Below are 21376 nucleotides of genomic sequence, written 5' to 3'. Positions count from 1 at the left end.
GTGCGACTATGAAAAAAATACTTGATGAGGCAAATATCCTCCTAAATCAAACAATTGGATCAAAGGACGAAGCGATTCGTTTAACTGGAAAATTACTGGTTGAGAACGGATATGTTAACGAGGACTATGTAGAAAAAATGCTTCAGCGCGAAGAGCTTTCTACGACTTATATGGGAAATGGCGTTGCCATTCCGCATGGCACAGAAGACGCTAAAAAAGAAGTCAATCACTCTGGAATCTCGATTGTTCAAGTTCCGGGAGGCGTCGATTTCGGAACAGGAGAAGATGCTAAGATTCTGTTTGGAATTGCCGGCAAGGACGGGGAGCACCTGGAGCTTCTATCAAAGATTGCGATTCTTTGCTCAGAAGAGGACAACGTGAAAAAACTGGTTGAAGTAACCTCAAAACAAGAGCTGATTGCTTTATTTGAAGAGGAGAATTAAGATGATTGCCGTACATTTTGGAGCAGGGAACATCGGCCGCGGTTTTATTGGAGCTTTGCTTAGCGGAGCTGGGTATGAGGTCTATTTTGCTGATATCAATAAAGATGTCATTGACGCTTTAAATGAAAAAGGAAAGTATGAAGTCAGATTAGCTTCTGATAAGTTTGAGTCCTTTATTGTTTCAGGTGTGAAAGGAATCAACAGCAATGAGAATCCAGAAGAAGTCATCGCAAAGATTGCAGAAGCAGACCTGATCACAACTGCGGTGGGACCAAACATTCTAAAGTTTGTTGCGAAAACAATCGCTCTAGGCCTCAAAGAGAAAAAGACAGAAGCAAATGTGATTGCCTGTGAAAATATGATTGGCGGAACGGACCATTTGAAGAGTGAGATCTTCAAGCACCTAAATGAGGAAGAGCAGCATGCCGTCTCAGAGCTGATCGGTTTTCCTAATTCTGCAGTTGACCGCATCGTACCTATTCAGGAAAACGAGGATCTTCTAAGTGTATCAGTAGAACCTTTCTTTGAATGGGTCATTGAGCAATCAAAGGTAAAGGGAAATATGCCTTCTATACAGGAAGTCACTTACGTTGACGATCTTATTCCGTATATTGAGCGCAAACTTTTCACCGTAAATACAGGTCATGCTGTGACTGCATACGCAGGGTATCAAAAAGGACTCGCTACCGTTAAGGAAGCCATTGAAGATAGAGAGGTTCGCAGCCTTGTGGAAGGTGCTCTGAATGAGACAAGCACGCTGCTTGTAAAAGAGTATGGCTTTGACGAGGGAGAGCATTCGAAATACGTAAAAAAAATCATTGCCAGATTTGAAAATAAACACATTTCAGATGAGGTCACTCGAGTAGGAAGATCTCCAAAACGTAAATTAGGCTTTGATGACCGTCTTGTAGCACCTGCGAGAAGACTGCTTGAAAAAGGGGTTACGCCTGATGATCTTGCAGCCGGTATTGCAGCATGTCTAAAATATGATTTTGAAAAAGATGTAGAAGCGGTTGAAATTCAGCAGCTGATTCAAGAAAAGGGCATTTCGGGTGCAATGCAGGAGGTTTCACAGCTTCCTGAAAATCATCCGCTGATCGGCCTTGTTGTAGAAAAATATCATAAGCTGTAAAGGGAAAAGCCTATCATTGTCTGACAATGATAGGCTTTTTTAACCATACTTTTTCTGATGCTCTTTCTTTAATTCCAAATATTCCTTGTTTTCTCTGACTGCCATCCACATTTCTTTGAAGATTGCTGCAGACTTGGCTTTTTCCTCGTCAATTTCCCGTTTGTGGATGTTTCCATCTTCTTTATACTTACGTCCGCCTTTATAATTGGCATATCTTCTTGCCCGTGTGTAGCCCATTTGCAGAAATTTCCTCGCCATGTCCATACCGACAAAGTCATCGTTATCTTTGTATTCAAGAAAAAGATGATAAATTTTTTCAGAGGATTCCTTTGCAATCTCAGGAGTTTTAAAGCGCCAATAAGGCAAGATTTCACTTTTATAGGGTTCTACAAGCAGGACACCCTGTTCGCCTCTGCCAACGCGGTATTTCTCTGGATGCTTTCGGAAATCCGTGTTTTCAAAGTCCTCATCGTCATTAAATGGCACACGAATCACCTCTCTTTTTTTACCATACCCCGATCAATTAAAAAGTGAAACGTCCAGAATGTGCCGGAAAAGAAAAATAGACCTTTATAAAAAGGTCATGACTTATTCCATGAAGATAGATACTGCGCCCATACCAATCAATATGATGAATAACCCAGTAAGAATGGCGGTTGAAATGTTGACCTCCTGCCTCCTTCGGGTAATCCCGAACTTCCGCCTGACAAGCAGCCCTGTTATGTAATTGCTGACATAGTATGGACACAACGTGAATAAAAGGTACAGCCAAAATAGCGGGTTAAAGGCAAAAAAGATAAAAATCATGATGATCCAAAATAAGACGGCTGATCTTCTTCTCAGAAAGGAATTAACCTGTATAATTCGGAGGAAAAACGTGTGAATGGGATAGGCCGTTTTTAATAATTCCAGATATTGCTCTCTGTATGTTTCTTCCTCAGGCTCTATTTCGGCAGCAAGCCGGCTCAGCTCTCTGGCCTGCTTGAAGTCTCCGCGATTAAAAGCAGTATTGGCCAAAGAATAGAAGACGTGCGGATCATTCTCATTTTTTTCTAAGGCGATCCTTTCGAATTCCCTCGATTCTTTCTTCTTGTTGGAAAGCAGCAGGAAATCACTGTAGGCTGCAAGGTAAACAGGATCTTCGCTCTCATGGGCAAGAGCGCTCTCCATCAGCATAAGTGAGTCCTTGAGCTTGTTCTTTTGAAAGGCTCTCAGAGCTTTTAAATAATAGAAATGAGCAACATCGGGATATATCCGCAGCGCATCTTCAACAGCGTGATCAAAGGATTTCATATCCCCGCTTTGATAATAAGAGCTGACAAGCAGAAAGTTGCCTGTGTAATCCTCAGGGTCTTTTTTTAATGCTTCTTTTGAAAAGTGAATCGCTGATTCAAAGTCTTCTTTAAGAGAATAAACATGTGCCAGAATTGAATAGAAATGGGCGATTTCCGGATCTGATGCGATGAGGTTCTGTGCGTCTTCTATTGCTTCATCATATCTTCTCCAGTCTCTGAGCTTTTTAATGCGCTCGATTGTCTGAATCTGCCAATTAATCATGTCTTACCTGATTCCGTGTGTCTTCATGTAGTGAAGCACATTCTTGTAATCTTTATTTGTATCGCTGAAGGTAGCGTAATTTTTTGCCGTGGCAAACCATTCAAGTGTTGTAGGATTACGATCTTTAGCTGACTTCAGCAAATCAGTATTGGACATTGGCTGAAGGGATCCTTGTTCAAGTGAACGCTCAATCGCTTTTGAGATAGCATCATCGATTACCTGTGTTAAATCAGCGCCTGAGAAATGGCCGGTGACCTTTGCTATTTTAGACAAATCAAGCTTATCCTGAGGCTTATTTTTTGTTTTGATTGAAAGAATCAGCTCACGTTCCTGCTCAGACGGCGGCGGAATAAATAACAGCGAATTAAATCTTCCTGGACGGCGAAGGGCAGGATCCAGGTACCACGGGGTGTTCGTGGCTCCGATAATATATACCTGATCGTTAAAAGATTGGAGGCCGTCAAGCTCAACTAGCAGCTGATTCACAAGCACACGGTCATGATGCTGGCTCATGCGGTGACGATTGCCTCCCAGCGCATCCAATTCATCAATAAATAGAACGCACGGTTTTTGCTCTCGTGCTTTTTCAAAAATATCATGCAAATTGTGTTCGCTTTGGCCTACATACATTGAGAGAATAGCTTGCAGCTCCAGGTGAATGAAGCTGGCATCGATTTCACCGGCTATCGCTTTAGCAAGGAAAGTCTTTCCGCATCCCGGAGGACCGTACAACAGCAAGCTTCCCCCTCCGGTTTTTCCGTATGCCTGAAAAAACTCAGGAGATTGGATGGGCATGATAAAGTCCATGCGGATCCGCTTTTTGACATCCTCAAGCCCCCCGACATCTTCAAATGTTTCCTTAGGCTGCAAGGTTTCAATTAAACTGTTTTTATCCTTATCAAACTGAATGACCTTCAAGTTTTTCCGTCTCTTGTCATCTCCAGAGCTCATGAGATCCCTCCTAAAAAACATTCCTCTTTGATACTAGCAAAATATGAAACTTTTTCCAACATTTAAAAGGGAAGAGATGGGATTGGATACAAAATGCAGGGGTGAAAAGCCTTTTTCCAGCTGCCTTCGGCCATTGCTCATCAGGAATAAGCCGACTATAATTTGACATTACTAAACAGAGTGTGTATATTGTAAGTATAGAAATTATCTCGAATTCAAGATATTGTTTGGAGGGATGAACATGCAGCCATTAAAAGGCATTCACCATGTATCGGCCATTACAGCTAAAGCACCTGAAAACTACGAGTTTTATACAAAGACGTTAGGTTTAAGATTAATAAAGAAAACCGTTAACCAGGATGATGTATCTGTTTATCATCTATTTTATGGAGATGAGAAGGGAAATCCGGGTACGGAGCTTACCTTCTTTGAAATTCCAAATGCAGGACGCGTGCACGAAGGGGTCAACAGTATATCGGCAACCTCGCTGCGTGTGCGAAATGACAAGGCATTAAGCTTTTGGAAACAAAGGTTTGAAGAATATGATGTGGAACACAGCGAAATTGTTCAAGCAGGTTACCGCCAAACTTTGTCATTCAAGGACTTTGAAGGACAGCGCCTGATCTTGGTTTCTGATGAAAATAACGCTGGAGTTGCCGGAGGACAGCCTTGGGATAAAAGTCAGGTTCCAGCCGAGTTCGCCATCATTGGACTTGGACCTGTGAAGTTAACGGTAGCAGTGCCGGAGAGAACAATTGAAATTTTAACAGACATTCTGGGCTTTAGAGCAAAAGGAAGCTATCCATCCGACGTGCCTGGACAGCCTGAAATTTTAGTATTTGAAACAGGTGAAGGCGGATCAGGAGCAGAAGTTCACATTGAAGAACGCCTCGACCTTCCTCAAGAACGTCTCGGCCGCGGAGGCGTACATCACGTTGCGTTCCGTGTGGACAATGAAGAGGAAATGCATAAATGGATTGAAAAACTGAAATCTGAGAGAATTCCAAGCTCAGGATTTGTAGACCGTTTTTATTTCCGTTCTCTGTACTTCAGAGAGCCGAATGGCATTCTGTTCGAGCTTGCAACAGATGGGCCAGGATTTGATACAGATGAAGAATTGAATCACTTAGGAGAGTCACTTGCCCTGCCGCCGTTCCTTGAAAACCGCCGTGCAGAAATTGAGGCAAAATTGAAGCCTTTGAATACAAAATTGAGCTAAAAAAAGCTGATCCGGGTGACGGATCAGCTTTTTGTCTTCTATCAGGGCTGCCATTTTCACTTATCAGCCATTTTTAGAATTTATCAGTTAAAATCGGAATTTTTGCAGTCGAAATCCAAAGTTTTCAGCTGATTTCCTCATTAAGACTGAAACTGAGCTTCATAAAGTCTGCGGTACCCTTTCCCTTCTGCCATCAGTTCATCATGTGAACCCTGCTCAGCAATGCCCTCTTTATTTACCACAATGATTCTGTCTGCGTTCTTAATCGTTGCGAGCCTGTGGGTGATGACAAGTGTTGTCCTGCCTGCAGACAGCTTTGCCAGAGATTCCTGAATGGCTTTTTCCGTCTCGGTATCAAGGGCGGAGGTCGCTTCATCAAGTATAAGAATTGGAGGATTCTTAAGGAACATTCTTGCAATAGACAAGCGCTGCTTTTGTCCGCCGGATAATTTGACGCCGCGCTCTCCAATTACCGTATCAAGCCCGTTTGGAAGAGAATAAATCAGCTCTTCTAATTGTGCATGCTTCGCTGCAAGCCTTATGTCATGCTCCGTTGCATCAAGCTTGCCATAAGCAATGTTTTCTCTCATCGTTCCGGAAAAAAGGAACACATCCTGCTGTACAATTCCGATTTGCCTCCGCAGAGAGTGAAGAGTCAAGTCGCGGATATCCGTGCCATCAATCATAATTCGGCCTTCGCTTACTTCATAAAATCGGGGAAGAAGACTGCATAACGTCGTTTTCCCGGCGCCGGAGGGGCCTACAAATGCAACGGTCTCTCCGGCATGAATCGTTAAATCAATTTCGTTTAATACATTGTCCTCATTCTGATAACCAAAAGATACACCTTCATAGCGAATATCCCCGGTTAATGATAAAGCGTCAGCTGCATCCGGTTTATCTTCAATGTCGGGTTCTGTATCAATCAATTCAATATAACGCTTAAATCCGGCGATTCCTTTCGGATAGCTTTCGATGATGGCGTTGATCTTTTCAATCGGACGGAAAAGAACATTCGTTAACAGGACAAAGCCGATGAACTCACCGTAGGAAAGCTCATTTTGAATCACGAACCAAGTGCCGCACACTAAGACAAACAGTGTGACAAGGCGCATAAGGAAGTAGCTGATTGATAAGTTCATAGCCATAATTTTATAAGCGAGCAGTTTTGATAAGCGGAAGCGCAGGTTGTTTTCCTGAAACTGGGCTTTCTCAAATCTTTCATTTCCGAAAGCCTGCACAACGCGAATTCCGCTGACGTTGTTTTCAACACGTGCGCTGAAATCAGCAACGTCTGTATAGAGCTGATGAATCGCACCTGTCATTTTATTATTAAAATAAATGGCAAGGAAAAGGAGGAATGGGATGACTAAGAATGTCAGCAGCGCGAGCTTTACATTAATAACAAGCATCACAGAAAAAGCTCCGATTAATGTCATTACAGCTATAAATAAATCTTCTGGGCCGTGATGGGCAAGTTCACCGATTTCCATTAAATCATTTGTAAGGCGTGAAATTAAATGCCCGGTTTTCGTATTATCAAAAAAGCGAAAGGAAAGCTTTTGAATATGCTCAAACAGCTTTTTGCGCATATCGGTCTCTATGTTGATTCCAAGCATGTGCCCCCAGTAGGTGACAACGTATTGAAGGACTGTGTTTAATATGTACAGCAAAAGCAATCCGGCGCATGCCCAGATAATCAGGTTCCAGTCTCCGCTTGGAAGGAGGCGGTCAATAAAGGCATTGACGACCAGCGGGAAGCTGAGCTCGAGAAGTCCGGCGATTACCGCACATGTAAAATCAATCAAAAATAACCCTTTATAAGGGCGGTAATAGGCGAAAAAATGCTTCAGCATGAGACCACTCTTTTCTTTACCATTTTCTATGATAAGTATAGCGACTGGCACACTGTAAAAACAATGAAATTTTTACCGAATGGCATCTGGTCTTAATTAAACGTTTGTTTAATAATATAAAAGGGGTTTAAGTGGTTGTTTGAAGGGTATTTAATGGAGTATGAATGTTTCACAATCTCTTAAGGAGTGAAAAGATGATAACCAAATCTAAATACCTTTTAGAAAAAGAAGAAATGACTAACCCTGAACTTGTTCCTGAATGGGTCATTCGGGAGTATAAAAATTTTCATAATGTAGTAACAGATAAAACCTTTCCATGCTATTTCGGGATGGCAGCCGAAAAAAAAGGAGAGCTCAGATATGCCTATGTTTCAAAGGAAGACTGGTCAAATCTGCCTGAAGCTCTGATTGCTTTCAAGCAATTATTTGATGATGCGAAAAGACTGATCCGCCACGGATTATTTGTTTTCGTGGAACCGGAAGAAGATGAAAAATCAATTCCTTATTACCGGGAGTACTTCTGGAACATTCTTCAATATCTTCATGATAGTGACAAGGAACCGTGGCCTGAGGATTATCCACATGATCCGGATCATCATCTTTGGGCATTTTCTTTCGCAAATGAGCCGTACTTTGTTTTCGGAAACGCTCCAGCATATAAACAGCGGAAAACGAGAGATTTGGGGAACAGCTTAGTGCTTGGTTTTCAGCCCCGACGCATCTTTGAAGGGTTAGAAGGCACCTCAGAAGGCGGAAGCATGTCCCGTGAAAAGGTGAGAGAGCGCGTTGAGAAGTGGGATCAGCTTCCAAAGCATCCGAACATCAGCCATTACGGAGATCCTGAACACAGAGAGTGGAAGCAATATTTTATCGGGGATGACATTGAGCCTATCCAAGGTAAATGTCCATTCCATCATGAAGCAATGGAAAAATAAAAGCAGCTGCTTGTTGATCAAGCAGCATTTTTGTATGCACAAATAGAAAGGGGAAGCAGCTAAATCCTTAGAAAAAGGCTGAATCAAAAAAGCATTTCGCTATAAAAATAGTGAAAATGGCTAATAAAACTCTAGAAAAAAAGGAGTAAACGCTAATAAAGTTTGAGTTTCTGTAATAACCTTGCAAAATCTTTTCTATGCATGCGATTATTTATGCTTATTTATAGTTCTTAATATCTTTTAAAAGTACCCAGCAGACAATCCCGATTGCAAAAAGAGACAGGCCGCAAATAAAGAGGACACGTCCTCCTCCAAATGCATCTGTAAAATAGGAAGCGACAGCTAAGCCTGCAGGCGGAAGTACACTTGTGAACGCACCAATCATTCCGAACACTCTGCCTTGAAGCTCGCTTGTTACTTCTAAACGTAGGATGATATTCACAAGCAGTGTACAAAAAGAAAACATGAAGCCTGCCAATAGAATAAGCGGGATGCTCCATGCTGCAGAGTCTATTCCTCCAAGCAGCATGTAAAGCGGTCCAAGTCCTATCATGCTGCATATAATGAGGACACCCCGGTGCACCAGTTTTTCCCCTAAAAACATAATGAGTCCGGCACCTGCCATGTATCCAAGAGGAATACTCGCCTCAATCAGTCCAAATTCAATTGGACTAGCCCTCCATTCTTTGATTGCCATAACCTGAATAATCATAAGAGTAGTTGTGAAAAACAAGATAAGAGTAGGTGAGAGAATGGTAATGGCTCTTGCAAACGGCTCTTTCCATATATAAGTGAAACCTGTCATAAAATCCTGCTTGAAAGTAGTTTTAGCTGTAAATGCTGCCCGATGTTCAGGGAAATCCTTTACGATGACGACAAGAATAACGGATAAAAGAAACATAAACGCATCAATTAAGATAGCAGTGACGCCGCCAAAAGCGGCCACGACGACTCCGCCTGCTGCAAATCCAAGAGTTCTTGCAATATTATCTGCAAGACTCATGGCTCCTGTGGCGGTTTGGATGTTTTCTTTCCCGACTACATCGATGAGGGAAGCGTTAAATGCCGGTGCTTTAAATAATCCTGATAAAGCAGTTAAAGCGGTTAAAAGAATGATGACCCAAAAAGGAGGCTGCACAGAAATCGCAGCTGCAAGCCCGATTACAAGCACGCACCGGATCAAATCCGAAATCCACATCATTTTTTTCCGGTTCATCCGGTCTGCTGCGGTCCCTGCAATGGAGGCAAAACAGGTGCTGACGAGAAGATGAGTAATTAATATCGCTGACATCAATGTCGCACTGTCATACGTCTTCAATATCCAAATATTCAAGGCAATTGTGTGAAAGGTGCCTCCGAATATGGATAGAGTGTATGCAGCAAAAAGAGATAAAAAAGTACGGTTGCGCCACAAGCCGAGCTGCTTAATACCTGATTCTAACTGAACGGACTGAGGACTTTCCAAGGCTGTCAACCCCTTTACTTAATCGTTTAAGCGATTGCGGCAATATGCAAAACATAGTGCAATATGCGAGGCACTTAAACGTTTAAGTTAAGTTTACGTTCAACCCGCATACATGTCAATACAGCAAATTATCTTTCCGATGTAGTTTAACAAGCGGTGTTTGGTGATAAAGATAAGAAAAAGACGGATCCGTAAGAGGTGACAGATATGTTTTCAGCATTTACGAAAAATTTCAGCAAGCCTAAGGGATTTCTTGGTATCATCGCCGGCAAGATTATGGCACTTGAAAATCAAACAATAAATAAATGGACCATTTCAAAACTGCGCATTAAACCAAGTGATCATATTTTAGAAATTGGATTTGGCCCGGGTTACAGTATGGGCCACATGCTTAAGAATTACCGCAGCATTAAGATAGATGGTGTTGATGTATCCGAAACAATGAAAGAGCAGGCTGAAAAGCATTTAGAATCTGACATTGCAGAAGGGAGAGTTAAGCTCATGACAGCGGATGCAGAGAAGGTTGAATTACGGCAGCGTTCCTATGATAAAATCCTTTCCGTTAATAATTATACAATTTGGAACAATCCCCTTGCAGGACTGGAAAACATTACAAAATCCTTAAAGCCGGGCGGATCAATCGCCATTACCATGCAGCCAAGAGGAGAGGATGCAAGCGCAGAAAAGACAAGAATGTTCGGCCGGCAAATACACGATGACTTGCTTGCATGCGGATATGAAAACATAAAGGTATCATATAAAAAAGTCCGTCCTGTGCTTACAGTTTGCGTAACCGCCAGAAAAAAAGACGATGCAGGATTAAGATAAATTTATGATACCGTTTCATTCATTCTTGTTATAATGAAAAAGGAAAAATAAGGATGTTGACCGAATGATAAACCGCAATAATATCGGTATGATTCTGTTTTTGACTGCCTGTGTCATGGCGATTTGCTATGTATTTATCTTTAAAGATACTTCCTGCGGAATCTACATCAGAAGATTAGCCAGTATCCTCGGTTTGGCAGGATATCTGCTTATACCTGGAACGGTAAAAAAAAGGAGTGAAATAACATGAAACTTAAAACATTCATGTTCAAAGACGACGGCAGCATTCCAAATAATCCGAATTTGCCGCTTCTCGTTTACGAAGGAGCCTTTACTTCAACGGAACAATTCGAGTACACGATTCTAGAACACGGCTGGTCAGGAACATGGATAAATGGTGTTTATGACTACCATCATTATCACAGCACCTCTCATGAAGTTTTAGGAGTTATAAGCGGGAAGGCAAAAATCCTTTTTGGCGGGGAAAACGGGACAGCTGTTGCTGTTAAACAAGGGGATGTCGCAGTCATTCCTGCTGGCGTTGGACATAAATGTATGGAAAAAAGCTCAGATTTTCAAGTGATGGGAGCCTATCCGGATCAACAGGAAATGGATATGTGCACGGGAAAGAAAGAAGAGCGCCCAAAGGCATTGAAACATATTCAAAACGTGCCATTACCTGAAAATGATCCTTTATTGGGCAAAGGCGGACCAATGTTTGATTATTGGAAGTAAAGCAGGCGAGCAGCCTGCTTTTATGCGCAAAAATAAGCTCGAAACTGATTCTATATTAATTGACGCCAAATCCTATCATCGTGTATTTTATGTTTATAGGATTAAACATATAAACATTTTAAAAGGTGGATAAAATAAATGAATACTCAAGAACAAATTCAAGCACTTCTCTCAAATCAAAGAGCTTACTTTATAAAAGGCAACACAAGAAGCGTGCAGGGAAGATGTAATCAGCTCGAAAAGCTTCGTCTTACTATAAAGAAAAATGAACGTGCGATCATGGATGCATTGAAAAAGGATTTAAACAAATCCGAGTTTGAAGCCTATGCAACAGAAATCGGTATCCTACTTGAGGAAATATCATTTTCACAAAAGAATCTAAAAAAATGGGCTGCTCCTAAAAAGGTAAAAACAGCAATGACCCACCTCGGTACAACCGGGAAAATTGTTCCGGAGCCTTTTGGAACAGCGCTGATTATCGCACCTTGGAATTACCCGTTTCAGCTGGCATTATCGCCTCTAATCGGAGCGATTGCCGCAGGAAACACAGCGGTTTTGAAACCATCTGAATTTACTCCAAACGTGTCTAAACTTTTGAAAGACCTTGTAGAAGAAACCTTTCCATCAGAGCTTGTTGCAGTTATTGAAGGAGGAATCGAAACGAATCAAGTGCTGCTCGAAAAGAAATTCGATGTAATTTTCTTTACGGGAAGTGTGCCGGTCGGGAAAATCGTTATGGAGGCAGCATCCAAGCATCTTACTCCCGTTATCTTGGAGCTTGGCGGAAAAAGCCCGTGTATAGTGCACAAAGATGCTGATTTAAAGCTCTCTGCAAAAAGAATTGCGTTCGGAAAGTTTACAAATGCAGGTCAAACCTGTATCGCCCCAGACTATCTGCTTGTACACAGCGAAATAAAGAAAGAGTTTTTATCTTTGCTTCAAGCTGAAGTAACAGAAATGTTCAGTGAGGACCCGCTTTTAAATGAAAATTACAGCAGGATGATCAGTGAGAAGCACTTCGACCGCTTAACGGAATTTTTCTCAGATGGCAAGGCTATTTTTGGCGGAAAAGCTGATCGTGATTCTTTAAAAATTGCTCCAACGATTTTAGATGAGGTAAATGCGGATGCTGCAGTTATGCAGGAAGAGATCTTCGGTCCGATTTTCCCGGTTATGGAATATACCGATTTAGACCAGGCCATAACTTTTATTCAAGATCGCCCTAAACCACTAGCTCTCTACTTATTTACTTCAAGTAAACAGACTGAGCAGCAGATTATTGGACAGGTTTCCTTTGGCGGAGGGTGCATAAACGATACACTGATGCATATTGCCACGCCGCATCTTCCGTTTGGCGGAGTGGGGGAAAGCGGAATGGGCAATTATCACGGCAAGTACAGCTTTGAAGCCTTCTCACATTACAAAAGTGTTCTTCACCAAACAACAAAATTTGATTTTAGTTTCAGATATCCTCATGCAAAAAAAGGGCTGAAATTAATAAGAAAATTGCTTAAATAAAAGAAAGCAGCGAACTGTACAAAAGTTCGCTGCTTTTTTAACAAAAAAAGTGATTACTCACTTTACAAAACACTTATTATCGAATACAGTATAAATGAGTGATTACTCACTTCTATTTTAGGAGGCATCTAAATGAATGAAATGAGCATCGTAATCCAATCTGTTTCAAAATCATTCGGTAAAAAAGAAGTAATAAAAGATGTTTCATTTTCAGTAGGCAAGGGGGAAATCTTTGGCCTGCTCGGACCTTCAGGGTCAGGAAAAACAACCTTAATTAAAATGATAGTTGGAATTGAAGAAGCAAGCATCGGGGATGCGAACGTTTTAGGTGTAAAAATGCCGGACTTAAAATCTCTTCAAAAAATCGGATTTATGGCGCAGTCAGATGCTCTTTACGGAGAGCTTACCGGAAAAGAAAATATAACTTTTTTCGCAGCTCTCAGCGGTTTAAAAGGAAAAAAGAAAAAAGAGAGAATTCAGTATGTGATGGATCTTGTTAACCTTTCTGAGCACGCATCGAAACGGACGGGAGATTATTCAGGGGGAATGAAGCGGCGCCTGTCGCTTGCGATCGCCATGCTTCATGAGCCTCAAATCCTTGTGCTTGATGAGCCGACGGTGGGAATCGATCCAATCCTGCGCCAGTCGATTTGGGAGGAGCTTGAAAACATCAGGCGTACAGGAACGACGATTGTTGTCACAACGCATGTGATGGACGAAGCTGAAAAATGTGACAGGATTGGTTTCATCCGCGAAGGAGTCCTGATCGCTACGGGAACTCCAGAGCAATTGAAATCAGAAACGATGTCACACACCATTGAAGAAGCATTTTTAGCATATGGAGGTGCTAAACAATGAGGGTACTTGCGATTGTGACACGTATCATTCAGCAATTTTTCCGGGATAAGCGGACGCTTGCGCTGATGTTGATTGCTCCGTTATTTATTCTGACTCTGATGAACTTTATTTTTGACAGTGAAGCCTATTCACCTAAAATTGGTGTGCACGGAGCTCCGGAACAATTGGTGACAGTTCTCGGGGAGAACGATAGTAAAGTCATAGAATACGATGAAAATGAACCGGAAAAATGGATAAAAGCAGACAGCCTGGATGCCTTTATCTCTTTCGATAAAGGAAATCAAGAGATTACATTAGAAGGCTCAGATCCGGGTGTAAGCCGGGCAGTGCTGGGTCTGCTCCAAAAAAGCGGCCAGCCGGATCAACAAGCACAGCCACCCGTGAACTATTTGCATGGATCAGACGATATGACCTCCTTTGATTACATCGGTCCAGTCCTTATTGGTGTATTTATCTTTTTCTTTGTTTTTCTGATTGCAGGCGTTTCATTTCTGCGTGAGAGAACAAGCGGTACATTGGACCGGATCATGGCGACTCCGCTTAAACGCTGGGAACTGGTTCTTGGGTATGTGATCGGATTTGGTATTTTTACTACCTTTCAGGCCATTTTGATTTCGTCCTTCTCCATAAGTGTGCTGGACATGATGATGGAAGGCACTTATTTCTATGTACTGCTCATTACGTTTCTGCTTGCCATGACTTCTTTGACTCTCGGAACCTTGCTGTCTACGTTTGCTAATAACGAGCTGCAGATGTTTCAATTCATCCCGCTCGTCATTGTGCCGCAGGTGTTCTTCTCAGGTCTTTTTAAACTGGAAACGATGGCGGAGTGGCTGCAGTCCATCAGTTATGCCATGCCGCTTAAATACGGCGCAGAAGCTCTGCAGGGGATCATGATTAAAGGTTACGGGTGGGAGGATATTGCACAGGATGTCTATATTCTGCTTGGATTTTCCCTGGCTTTTCTGATTCTGAATATCTTCGCTTTGAAAAAGGTGAGAAGGCTGTAATGCTTGTGTTCTCTTTTTCAATTATAATAGGGTCTATAGATGAATGAGGAGTTTTAAAAGATGAGCAATCAATTTTCCATTGAAGAGCTATTGAAGCTGACAGATGAAGATGTAAAGATGAGTGAAAAACAAAAAAAGGTAGTAGAAGCTGCCATTGAAATATTTGCAGATAAAGGCTTTGCAGCAGCATCAACCAGCGAAATTGCTAAAAAAGCGGGAGTCGCAGAGGGTACAATTTTCCGTCATTATCAAACGAAAAAAGACCTGCTGTTTGCGATCGTCATGCCGACTATAACAAAATTCATTGCCCCGTTTTTAGTAAGGAATTTTCTTCAGGACGTGACGAAGCAAAATCATCAGGACCTTGAACAAATGCTGAGATACATTCTTGAAAACCGCTATGAGTTTATTAAGAAAAATCACCCTGTCATCAAGATTTTGCTTCAGGAAGTTTTTTTTCATGAAGAGTTCAGAGGGGAGCTCCGAAAGGTCGTTGAGGAACATGCAGTTGAGAAACTGAAGAAGCTGATCACGCATTTCCAAGAAAAAGGAGAGATGATTGACATGCCTCCTGAAACAGTTTTACGGATGATCATTACGACAATTATGGGGTTCCTGATCGGAAGGTTCATCATCTTGCCTGATCTGGATTGGGACGATGAAGCAGAAAAAGAATATACGATCCAGTTTCTTCTGCATGGACTGATGAAAAAGTAAAGCCGCTCATAGGATGAGCGGCTCTTTTTCTTGTTTAGGAAAACTATAAAAGTCAAGGCTGAGGTAAATAAAAAAATTCTACTTAAAGCTCCGGCCCATAGATCTTCGGTCAGAACGAATCCGCCTGTCGGATCTGACCAAGGCGCCCGCTTTAGATCTATGAAAAAACAGAGTCCAATTTCGGACTCTGCCGGGCAGGAACTACTTGGCTTTTTTAAATTTCGGATAGCCAATAATAATAGCCGCAATACCCATAACGGCTATTAAGAATGGGTAATAAGAGAATGGCAGGATATCAGCAGGTGAAATCTCAGCAAATTGTGCGGCAGTAAGCATTTGAGCGCCATAAGGGATTAAACCCTGTATACTGCAAGAGAAAATATCCAAAAGGCTGGCAGATTTACGTTTATCAATCTCATACTTATCTGCCATATCTTTTGCCAGCGGACCCGCTGCAATAATAGAGATGGTATTATTTGCAGTCGCAAGGTTTGTCGTGCTTACAAGACCTGCAATGGCATATTCTGCCCCTCTTTTAGAAGAAATTCTTTTTGTCATCGCTTCTAAAATAAAGTGAATGCCGCCATTTCGTTTAATCAGTTCAACCATACCGCCGATTAAGAGTGAAAGAATGACCAGTTCGGCCATCCCCATAATACCATCTGTTATTTTCTGAAGAAAATCCGTTAACGTATAGGTGCCATCAGACAGCCCGATGACTCCGCTAAGCAGGATCCCGCCAGTTAAAACAATGATGACATTCATTCCAAGAAGAGCTGATACAAGAACGGCTATATAAGGCAGCATTTTAATGAAACTGAATTCTCCAGAAGAAACAGGAGATTGATTGCCGAGAGTCATCACAATTAAGACAGCACAAGTAATAATGGCAGCCGGCAAAACTATGAAAAAGTTTACTTTGAACTTATCTCTCATTTCCGTCTGCTGTGTCCGAACTGCTGCAATTGTTGTATCCGATATAAAAGACAGGTTGTCCCCGAACATCGCACCGCCAATAACAGCAGCCATAGCAAGAGCTATTGAAATATCAGCTTCTGCACTGATGCCAACGCCAATTGGAGCAAGTGCAGCAATTGTTCCCATTGAAGTTCCCATTGCAAGTGAAATAAAAGCTCCAATAATAAATAATCCAACAATCAAAAAGCTTTGCGGCAAAAATGAAAGCGCAAGATTGACTGTAGATTCAACTGCTCCCATCCCTTTTGCCACTTCTGAGAAAGCTCCGGCCAGGATGAATATAAAGACCATGATCATCAAATCAGGATGGCCTGCCCCTTTAGCGAAATTCTCAACCTTCGCTGTGAACGTCTCTTTACGATTCATCATAAGAGCAGCTCCGGATGCAATAATAATTGCAACAAGAATCGGCATCTTATAAAAATCGCCTGTTATAATACCAGACCCTACAAATAGGGCAAGAAATATGATTAACGGCATTAATGCCAGTCCATTTCCTTTTGTCTCCATGTGTACCACCTTTCTTATTATAAAAAAAAGATCTCTTCTAAAGCAGAAGAGATCTTAAATCCGGAATGGAATAAACCTCTTCTTATCTTTCAAGCACGGAGCTTGCTGGAATTGGCACAGCACTCGGAAATCCGAGTCCGCTGCCGAGGCATCACAGGGCCAGTCCCTCTGCCTCTCTTAATAAGAAGATATATGTGTGTTTTAAAAAATGACCTTTCCTACATTAAGGGGTAATTGTGTAAAAGTCAAATGGAAGATTTAACAAACTTTTTTTCAAAATTATTTGAATTTATCGTCATCAGTGGAATAAAATAAACTATATAGTCGGTTTTTAAGGAGGTGTACAGGCGTGGCTCCAATTGTTTCAGATGAATATAAGGAAAAAAAGAAACGCCATATCCTGGAAAGTGCCCTTAAGGCTTTTGGAGAAAAAGGATTTCAGGTTGCCACAATAGACGATATTGTGGCTGAATCTGGGTTAAGTAAAGGGGCAATCTACAACTATTTTAAAAGCAAGGAAGAAATTTACCTTCAGCTGATGCAGATGCGGACAGAGCAGAATATCGCCAAACTGAAAAGAAGTTTTCAAGAGAGAGGGACTGCAAAAGAAAAACTTCACCAGTTTTTCAAAAACTATGCTGAAATTGAGTTATCTCAAAAGTGGCAGAAAATGATCGGTGTTCACCTTGAATTCTGGATTCATTCAGGCCGTGATGAAGAACTTAAGAAAGTCATGACAGACCGGTATGACGACGTTTATCAAGTACTGCTTGTTGAGATCATCGAAGAAGGCATAAGGCAGAATGAATTCAACAAAGAGACGGATCCATCGCTCATATCTTCTATGGTATGGGGAACCATAGACGGCATTTGTCTTCACTATTCAGTGATAGGCGGGAATTACCCTTATCAAAAACAAATCCGTGCTTTAGAAGAAATGATCTTCATGTACTTAGAAAAGGGGGGATCTGCATGAGGTTTTTACATGGAGAAAATGTATACCTGCGTCCTTTTAGAAAAGAAGACTTCGAGATGATTTTTAAAAGAAGCTAATGAGAAATGGGGTGCGGTATGATCACAATTAAAAAATTGTCTCAATGTACGCTTGAAGAAGCTTTAACCGCATGGAATAAAGGTTTTGAGGGATATTATTTTGATATGACGCTGTCCCTTGAGAATTTTTTTAACCGAATGGTGCTTGAAAATCTTTCGCCGGCATTATCTGTTGTAGCTTTTCACGATTCAGAGCCGGTTGGACTGGTTCTGAATGGAATCAGAACCATAGACGGCAAAAAAATAGCATGGAATGGCGGTACAGGTGTTGCTCCTGAGTACCGAAGCAAAGGGGTCGGGGTAAAGCTGATGGAAGAGGCTTTGTCTCTTTATGAAAAAGAAAATGTAGACACAGCTACTCTTGAAGCCGTCTCTCATAATGATCGTGCGATAAAGCTTTATGAAAAAATGGGCTATCAGGTTGTCGACCGGATTGCACACCTTGGTCATTCAGCTCCTCTAAAGTTCGAAGAACCAAAAGGCGGATTCCGTGTCCAGGTTAAAAAGCCGAGGGACGTCCAGGATGTCTCTTTTTATAACAAGCTGATGCCCTGGCAGGTGCAGTGGCAAAACATAAGGGACGGTGAATCCATTCATGCATTAGACGAAAAGGGTGAAACCATTGGCTTTGCCCTGTCAAAACGGAAATATGGTGATGATGGAACGCTATCAAGCATCCTTTTATTTCAATGTGAGGCACACCCTGAACATCAAGAGAAAGAAGCTGTTCTGCGCACGCTGCTTCATGAAGCATTCGCTTTTTCATATACAGAAGTGATTCACAGGACGGCTGTCAATCTATCGAAATCCAATCATCTGGTCCATGAAATCTTAGAAAAAGAGGGTTTCATAGAAAAAGCAGAGCAAGTGTTTATGATCAAAGAGATGTCTGCATAGAATTCATTCATTTACAAACCCTATGAAAAAGAAGGTTCTTTTCTAAAAGATTGTTGCTTTTCATAAATCGCTCATTGCGGAAAAACTTCGAAAGATTTTAAAGAAATGAGCACGATATGAGCCTGATAAACGTGAAATTGAAAACAGCAATCTTTGCGAACACAGCCAAAAAGAAAGAAGGGATCGTAAAAATGAAGAGCTGGTTGAACATCTTATTGATTTTCTGTTTGGCAGGAAGTACGACCGCGTTTTCTGTTCATGCTCATGCAGAAACTAAAGTTCTTTCTTATGAAGAGTACGGAAGAGTTGCTATGCGCAAGACCATGGAAAAATACCCTGGTGCTCAAATCACAGACTACCAGCACGTAGGAAAAAAGAGAAAAACAGAAACTTCAATCGAAACGTTCAAGCTTACGCTGAAGGAAAAGAATAAAACGTTTCAAGTGCTTGTTTTAGTTGAATATAATGAAAAAACCAAAAAAGTGGTCAAGGTTACATTTGAGAAAATATAATAAAACAGGCGATCCCGTTAAGGGATCGTCTTTTTTATTTAGAACTGACCCATTTTTTCTAAAAAAAGGATGTTATCATTGACAATGTTTTACATTATGGTATATAGTTGATTACATAAGTAACTAACCAACTAACAAGTGAACCGAAAGAGGGGTCATATGAATCCATTTTTAGATACCGACAGGCCAATATTTCAGCAAATAGCGGAACAGATAGAAAATGACATCATCAATGGCATGGTTCAGGAAGGAGAAAGAATTCCATCAACAAATGAGTTTGCGGCACATTATCAAATTAATCCGGCAACAGCGGCAAAGGGAATCAATCAATTAGTGGAGAAAGGCATTCTTTTCAAGAAGAGAGGGATTGGAATGTTTGTAGCTGAAGGGGCAAAGGGGAAACTGCTTCAAAAGCGTAAAGAGCAATTTTATGAAGCATTTATTTTGCCGCTGAAATCTGAAGCGGCAAAACTGAATATCAGTGTAAACGACTTAAAAGAAATGCTTGAAAAGGGGAGCGGCCTTAATGAAAGTTAACATTAGCGGATTAACGAAGGTTTATGGCGAAAAAAGAGCGCTTGACGGCATCACCCTGCAGCTTGAAGAAAATAAGATTTACGGACTGCTGGGCAGGAATGGAGCCGGTAAAACAACATTGATGCAAATTCTTGCCGGTCAGATTATGCCTACTGGGGGATCAGTCTTAATTAATAACCAAAAGCCTTTTGAAAATCAAGAAATAACGGAGTCAATCTGTTTGATCAATGAAAGCGAAAATTTTAAAAAAGGGTTAAAGATAAAAGATATCCTTAAGATTGCAAATTACTTTTACCCAAATTGGAGCCGGGAAACAGCTGAAAAACTGCTTGAGGATTTTTTCTGAATGAAAATATGAAAATCAAAACTTTATCAAAGGGAATGGAATCTGCGCTGGGCATAACAGTTGGTCTTGCAAGCAGATCGCCGATTTCGATATTTGATGAGCCGTATATCGGACTTGATGCAGCAGCGAGAAGTAAGTTTTATGATTTGCTTTTGGAAGAGTACGAAGAATATCCGCGGACATTTATTTTATCCACTCATTTAATAGACGAAATAAGCCGGCTGCTGGAAGAAGTGCTGATTGTATCTGAAGGCAGGCTGCTGATGCAGAAAAATACAGATGAACTAAGAGAGGAATCATTTGTGGTCAATGGATCTTCAGCCGCCGTTTCAGAATTTATAAAAAACAAAAATGTGGTTTACCGCAAATCATTTGGAAGTATGGAACAGGCCGTCCTGTACGGAGAAAACCGCATGGAAGCTAATGAGGCTGGATTGCAGGTTGAACATGTGCCGGTTCAGGATTTAATGATTTATTTAACAGCAAAACCGAAAGGCGGGGTTTCTGCATGATGAGACAATGTCGCGGAATCTTACTGTTTGAAGTATTGGATATTCGAAATTCACTCACGATTTTCTGGACCATCCTGATCAGCTGCATGGCTCTTTCCTTTGGCATTCAGCTTTCAACTGGAGGGAATCTGACGGTCTCAAGCGGAATAGCGGTTTATATTTTCAGTGCCATTGCCGGGTTTCTGACTGTAAAAGAAACGTATCCGTTCAGCATCAAAATAGGGTCAACCAGAAAAAATTATTATGCAGCCACGAGTCTCTTTCTCCTTTTGCTTGCTATATTTATGGCGGCTGCGCATACTCTTTTGATCATGGTGCTTGAAGGAATAGAATCAAGTATAGTTCGAGCAGATCTGAAGATGTTTTACTTTGCAAAGATTCTTGGTTATGAAAATCTGTATCTAGTCAATTTCTTTATTGACGGCGCTATCTGTTTTTTCTTATTGTCCGGCTTCTTTTTGCTCGGCAGTTTGTTTTACCGCTTTGGTTTAATAGGGGGATATGCCGCGATTGGATTGGCTGCTGTCCTTCTGTTCATTCCAGTTGTCCGCGACGAGTTTATCAAACTTGTTTTTGAGTTTGGAGGCGATCAGGCCATTCAGTATTTTGCTTATTTGTTTGGAATCGGCGGTCTTCCTTGCAATAGGCTGGTTTGTATTGATAAAAGCCGCCGCAAAGACAGTTTCTTCTCGATAATTAATTTTAAAAGCAGGCTAAAACTATGGCTTGCTTTTTTTTTTAGTATATAACTTGATTTCCTTTTAATAGATTATAATAAAAGGAACACGCATATATATTAAAAGGGGA

24 protein-coding genes and 1 riboswitch are annotated in these 21376 nt (G+C 41.3%); of the genes, 18 read left to right on the top strand and 6 right to left on the bottom strand.

The window, feature by feature from the left end; genetic code table 11:
• Window positions 1-8: 8 nt before the first annotated feature.
• Window positions 9-443 (top strand): PTS mannitol transporter subunit IIA, encoded by a 435-nt coding sequence (locus tag QFZ72_RS00795; protein WP_307428309.1) that lies wholly within the window; start codon window positions 9-11, stop codon window positions 441-443.
• 1 nt (window position 444) lies between these two features.
• Window positions 445-1575: a mannitol-1-phosphate 5-dehydrogenase gene (locus QFZ72_RS00790; RefSeq protein ID WP_307428306.1), complete on the top strand. Its 1131-nt coding sequence runs from the start codon at window positions 445-447 to the stop codon at window positions 1573-1575.
• Between the two features lie 39 nt (window positions 1576-1614).
• On the opposite strand, the gene QFZ72_RS00785 is transcribed toward QFZ72_RS00790, so the two are convergent.
• The 3 genes from QFZ72_RS00785 to QFZ72_RS00775 all read right to left on the bottom strand — a co-directional run bounded on the left by QFZ72_RS00785 (window position 1615) and on the right by QFZ72_RS00775 (window position 4083).
• On the bottom strand, window positions 1615-2061 hold the full coding sequence (locus tag QFZ72_RS00785) for a DUF4385 domain-containing protein (RefSeq protein WP_307428303.1): 447 nt from the start codon (window positions 2059-2061) through the stop codon (window positions 1615-1617).
• A 102-nt stretch (window positions 2062-2163) separates the two neighbouring features.
• The gene (locus QFZ72_RS00780; RefSeq protein WP_307428299.1) at window positions 2164-3132 is read right to left on the bottom strand and encodes a tetratricopeptide repeat protein; all 969 of its coding nucleotides are present in this window, start codon (window positions 3130-3132) and stop codon (window positions 2164-2166) included.
• Between the two features lie 3 nt (window positions 3133-3135).
• Window positions 3136-4083 (bottom strand): ATP-binding protein, encoded by a 948-nt coding sequence (locus QFZ72_RS00775; protein WP_252203168.1) that lies wholly within the window; start codon window positions 4081-4083, stop codon window positions 3136-3138.
• A gap of 241 nt (window positions 4084-4324) precedes the next feature.
• On the opposite strand from QFZ72_RS00775, the gene QFZ72_RS00770 reads away from it, so the two are divergent.
• Complete coding sequence (locus QFZ72_RS00770; RefSeq protein WP_373464387.1) at window positions 4325-5302, top strand: ring-cleaving dioxygenase; 978 nt, start codon at window positions 4325-4327, stop codon at window positions 5300-5302.
• Window positions 5303-5442: 140 nt separating this feature from the next.
• Here the strand turns inward: QFZ72_RS00770 and QFZ72_RS00765 are convergent, their stop codons facing one another.
• Window positions 5443-7158, bottom strand: a complete 1716-nt coding sequence (locus tag QFZ72_RS00765; protein WP_307428290.1) for an ABC transporter ATP-binding protein — start codon at window positions 7156-7158, stop codon at window positions 5443-5445.
• Between the two features lie 194 nt (window positions 7159-7352).
• Between QFZ72_RS00765 and QFZ72_RS00760 the strand changes: the two genes are divergently transcribed.
• Complete coding sequence (locus QFZ72_RS00760) at window positions 7353-8093, top strand: YqcI/YcgG family protein (RefSeq protein ID WP_307428288.1); 741 nt, start codon at window positions 7353-7355, stop codon at window positions 8091-8093.
• A 217-nt stretch (window positions 8094-8310) separates the two neighbouring features.
• Here QFZ72_RS00760 and QFZ72_RS00755 read toward each other — a convergent pair whose 3' ends face one another.
• Window positions 8311-9558, bottom strand: coding sequence for an MFS transporter (locus QFZ72_RS00755; RefSeq protein WP_307428285.1), 1248 nt, complete (start codon window positions 9556-9558; stop codon window positions 8311-8313).
• Between the two features lie 207 nt (window positions 9559-9765).
• On the opposite strand from QFZ72_RS00755, the gene QFZ72_RS00750 reads away from it, so the two are divergent.
• The 7 genes from QFZ72_RS00750 (at window position 9766) to QFZ72_RS00720 (ending at window position 15224) form a co-directional block, all read left to right on the top strand.
• Window positions 9766-10386: a class I SAM-dependent methyltransferase gene (locus QFZ72_RS00750; RefSeq protein WP_307428281.1), complete on the top strand. Its 621-nt coding sequence runs from the start codon at window positions 9766-9768 to the stop codon at window positions 10384-10386.
• Between the two features lie 64 nt (window positions 10387-10450).
• Entirely contained in the window at window positions 10451-10636 is a 186-nt protein-coding gene (locus QFZ72_RS00745; RefSeq protein WP_307428280.1) for a hypothetical protein, read from the top strand.
• Window positions 10633-11121, top strand: coding sequence for a cupin domain-containing protein (locus QFZ72_RS00740; RefSeq protein ID WP_307428277.1), 489 nt, complete (start codon window positions 10633-10635; stop codon window positions 11119-11121). The genes QFZ72_RS00745 and QFZ72_RS00740 overlap by 4 nt, the downstream gene beginning before the upstream one ends.
• A 138-nt stretch (window positions 11122-11259) precedes the next feature.
• Window positions 11260-12639 (top strand): aldehyde dehydrogenase, encoded by a 1380-nt coding sequence (locus QFZ72_RS00735; protein ID WP_307428274.1) that lies wholly within the window; start codon window positions 11260-11262, stop codon window positions 12637-12639.
• Window positions 12640-12780: 141 nt separating this feature from the next.
• Window positions 12781-13497: an ABC transporter ATP-binding protein gene (locus QFZ72_RS00730; protein ID WP_307439528.1), complete on the top strand. Its 717-nt coding sequence runs from the start codon at window positions 12781-12783 to the stop codon at window positions 13495-13497.
• The gene (locus QFZ72_RS00725; protein WP_307428271.1) at window positions 13494-14507 is read left to right on the top strand and encodes an ABC transporter permease; all 1014 of its coding nucleotides are present in this window, start codon (window positions 13494-13496) and stop codon (window positions 14505-14507) included. Before QFZ72_RS00730 ends, QFZ72_RS00725 begins: the two co-directional genes overlap by 4 nt.
• A gap of 60 nt (window positions 14508-14567) precedes the next feature.
• The gene (locus QFZ72_RS00720; RefSeq protein ID WP_307428269.1) at window positions 14568-15224 is read left to right on the top strand and encodes a TetR/AcrR family transcriptional regulator; all 657 of its coding nucleotides are present in this window, start codon (window positions 14568-14570) and stop codon (window positions 15222-15224) included.
• A 201-nt stretch (window positions 15225-15425) separates the two neighbouring features.
• On the opposite strand, the gene QFZ72_RS00715 is transcribed toward QFZ72_RS00720, so the two are convergent.
• Window positions 15426-16712, bottom strand: a complete 1287-nt coding sequence (locus QFZ72_RS00715; RefSeq protein ID WP_307428267.1) for a Na+/H+ antiporter NhaC family protein — start codon at window positions 16710-16712, stop codon at window positions 15426-15428.
• 79 nt (window positions 16713-16791) lie between these two features.
• A riboswitch (SAM riboswitch) is annotated at window positions 16792-16899 on the bottom strand.
• 162 nt (window positions 16900-17061) lie between these two features.
• Here QFZ72_RS00715 and QFZ72_RS00710 point away from each other — a divergent pair.
• The 7 genes from QFZ72_RS00710 (at window position 17062) to QFZ72_RS00680 (ending at window position 21318) form a co-directional block, all read left to right on the top strand.
• On the top strand, window positions 17062-17688 hold the full coding sequence (locus QFZ72_RS00710) for a TetR/AcrR family transcriptional regulator (protein ID WP_307428264.1): 627 nt from the start codon (window positions 17062-17064) through the stop codon (window positions 17686-17688).
• 95 nt (window positions 17689-17783) lie between these two features.
• Entirely contained in the window at window positions 17784-18662 is an 879-nt protein-coding gene (locus QFZ72_RS00705) for a GNAT family N-acetyltransferase (protein ID WP_307428260.1), read from the top strand.
• Window positions 18663-18793: 131 nt separating this feature from the next.
• Window positions 18794-19174, top strand: a complete 381-nt coding sequence (locus tag QFZ72_RS00700) for a DUF3889 domain-containing protein (RefSeq protein ID WP_307428257.1) — start codon at window positions 18794-18796, stop codon at window positions 19172-19174.
• 159 nt (window positions 19175-19333) lie between these two features.
• Window positions 19334-19711, top strand: a complete 378-nt coding sequence (locus tag QFZ72_RS00695) for a GntR family transcriptional regulator (protein WP_307428254.1) — start codon at window positions 19334-19336, stop codon at window positions 19709-19711.
• Window positions 19701-20057 carry an ATP-binding cassette domain-containing protein gene (locus QFZ72_RS00690; RefSeq protein ID WP_307428251.1) on the top strand — a complete coding sequence of 119 codons (357 nt, stop codon included), beginning with the start codon at window positions 19701-19703 and terminating at the stop codon, window positions 20055-20057. Before QFZ72_RS00695 ends, QFZ72_RS00690 begins: the two co-directional genes overlap by 11 nt.
• Window positions 20058-20065: 8 nt before the next feature.
• A complete protein-coding gene (locus QFZ72_RS00685) occupies window positions 20066-20569 on the top strand; it encodes an AAA family ATPase (protein ID WP_307428248.1) in 504 nt (167 codons plus the stop codon).
• Window positions 20566-21318 carry a hypothetical protein gene (locus QFZ72_RS00680; protein WP_307428245.1) on the top strand — a complete coding sequence of 251 codons (753 nt, stop codon included), beginning with the start codon at window positions 20566-20568 and terminating at the stop codon, window positions 21316-21318. The genes QFZ72_RS00685 and QFZ72_RS00680 overlap by 4 nt, the downstream gene beginning before the upstream one ends.
• Window positions 21319-21376: the final 58 nt, after the last annotated feature.

Source organism: Bacillus sp. V2I10 (genome assembly GCF_030817055.1).
Taxonomy (GTDB): domain Bacteria; phylum Bacillota; class Bacilli; order Bacillales; family Bacillaceae; genus Bacillus_P.
Note: the sequence above shows the minus strand (reverse complement) of the source record. Positions and strands in the feature narration are given on the sequence as shown.

Coding starts and splice junctions, on each gene's coding strand:
- QFZ72_RS00760 (WP_307428288.1), top strand. CDS start 7,353: ATGATAACCAAATCTAAATACCTTTTAGAAAAAGAAGAAATGACTAAC.
- QFZ72_RS00735 (WP_307428274.1), top strand. CDS start 11,260: ATGAATACTCAAGAACAAATTCAAGCACTTCTCTCAAATCAAAGAGCT.
- QFZ72_RS00685 (WP_307428248.1), top strand. CDS start 20,066: ATGAAAATCAAAACTTTATCAAAGGGAATGGAATCTGCGCTGGGCATA.
- QFZ72_RS00715 (WP_307428267.1), bottom strand. CDS start 16,712: ATGGAGACAAAAGGAAATGGACTGGCATTAATGCCGTTAATCATATTT.
- QFZ72_RS00725 (WP_307428271.1), top strand. CDS start 13,494: ATGAGGGTACTTGCGATTGTGACACGTATCATTCAGCAATTTTTCCGG.
- QFZ72_RS00705 (WP_307428260.1), top strand. CDS start 17,784: ATGATCACAATTAAAAAATTGTCTCAATGTACGCTTGAAGAAGCTTTA.
- QFZ72_RS00780 (WP_307428299.1), bottom strand. CDS start 3,132: ATGATTAATTGGCAGATTCAGACAATCGAGCGCATTAAAAAGCTCAGA.
- QFZ72_RS00695 (WP_307428254.1), top strand. CDS start 19,334: ATGAATCCATTTTTAGATACCGACAGGCCAATATTTCAGCAAATAGCG.
- QFZ72_RS00745 (WP_307428280.1), top strand. CDS start 10,451: ATGATAAACCGCAATAATATCGGTATGATTCTGTTTTTGACTGCCTGT.
- QFZ72_RS00795 (WP_307428309.1), top strand. CDS start 9: ATGAAAAAAATACTTGATGAGGCAAATATCCTCCTAAATCAAACAATT.
- QFZ72_RS00790 (WP_307428306.1), top strand. CDS start 445: ATGATTGCCGTACATTTTGGAGCAGGGAACATCGGCCGCGGTTTTATT.
- QFZ72_RS00680 (WP_307428245.1), top strand. CDS start 20,566: ATGATGAGACAATGTCGCGGAATCTTACTGTTTGAAGTATTGGATATT.
- QFZ72_RS00765 (WP_307428290.1), bottom strand. CDS start 7,158: ATGCTGAAGCATTTTTTCGCCTATTACCGCCCTTATAAAGGGTTATTT.
- QFZ72_RS00770 (WP_373464387.1), top strand. CDS start 4,325: ATGCAGCCATTAAAAGGCATTCACCATGTATCGGCCATTACAGCTAAA.
- QFZ72_RS00750 (WP_307428281.1), top strand. CDS start 9,766: ATGTTTTCAGCATTTACGAAAAATTTCAGCAAGCCTAAGGGATTTCTT.
- QFZ72_RS00720 (WP_307428269.1), top strand. CDS start 14,568: ATGAGCAATCAATTTTCCATTGAAGAGCTATTGAAGCTGACAGATGAA.
- QFZ72_RS00775 (WP_252203168.1), bottom strand. CDS start 4,083: ATGAGCTCTGGAGATGACAAGAGACGGAAAAACTTGAAGGTCATTCAG.
- QFZ72_RS00690 (WP_307428251.1), top strand. CDS start 19,701: ATGAAAGTTAACATTAGCGGATTAACGAAGGTTTATGGCGAAAAAAGA.
- QFZ72_RS00740 (WP_307428277.1), top strand. CDS start 10,633: ATGAAACTTAAAACATTCATGTTCAAAGACGACGGCAGCATTCCAAAT.
- QFZ72_RS00730 (WP_307439528.1), top strand. CDS start 12,781: ATGAGCATCGTAATCCAATCTGTTTCAAAATCATTCGGTAAAAAAGAA.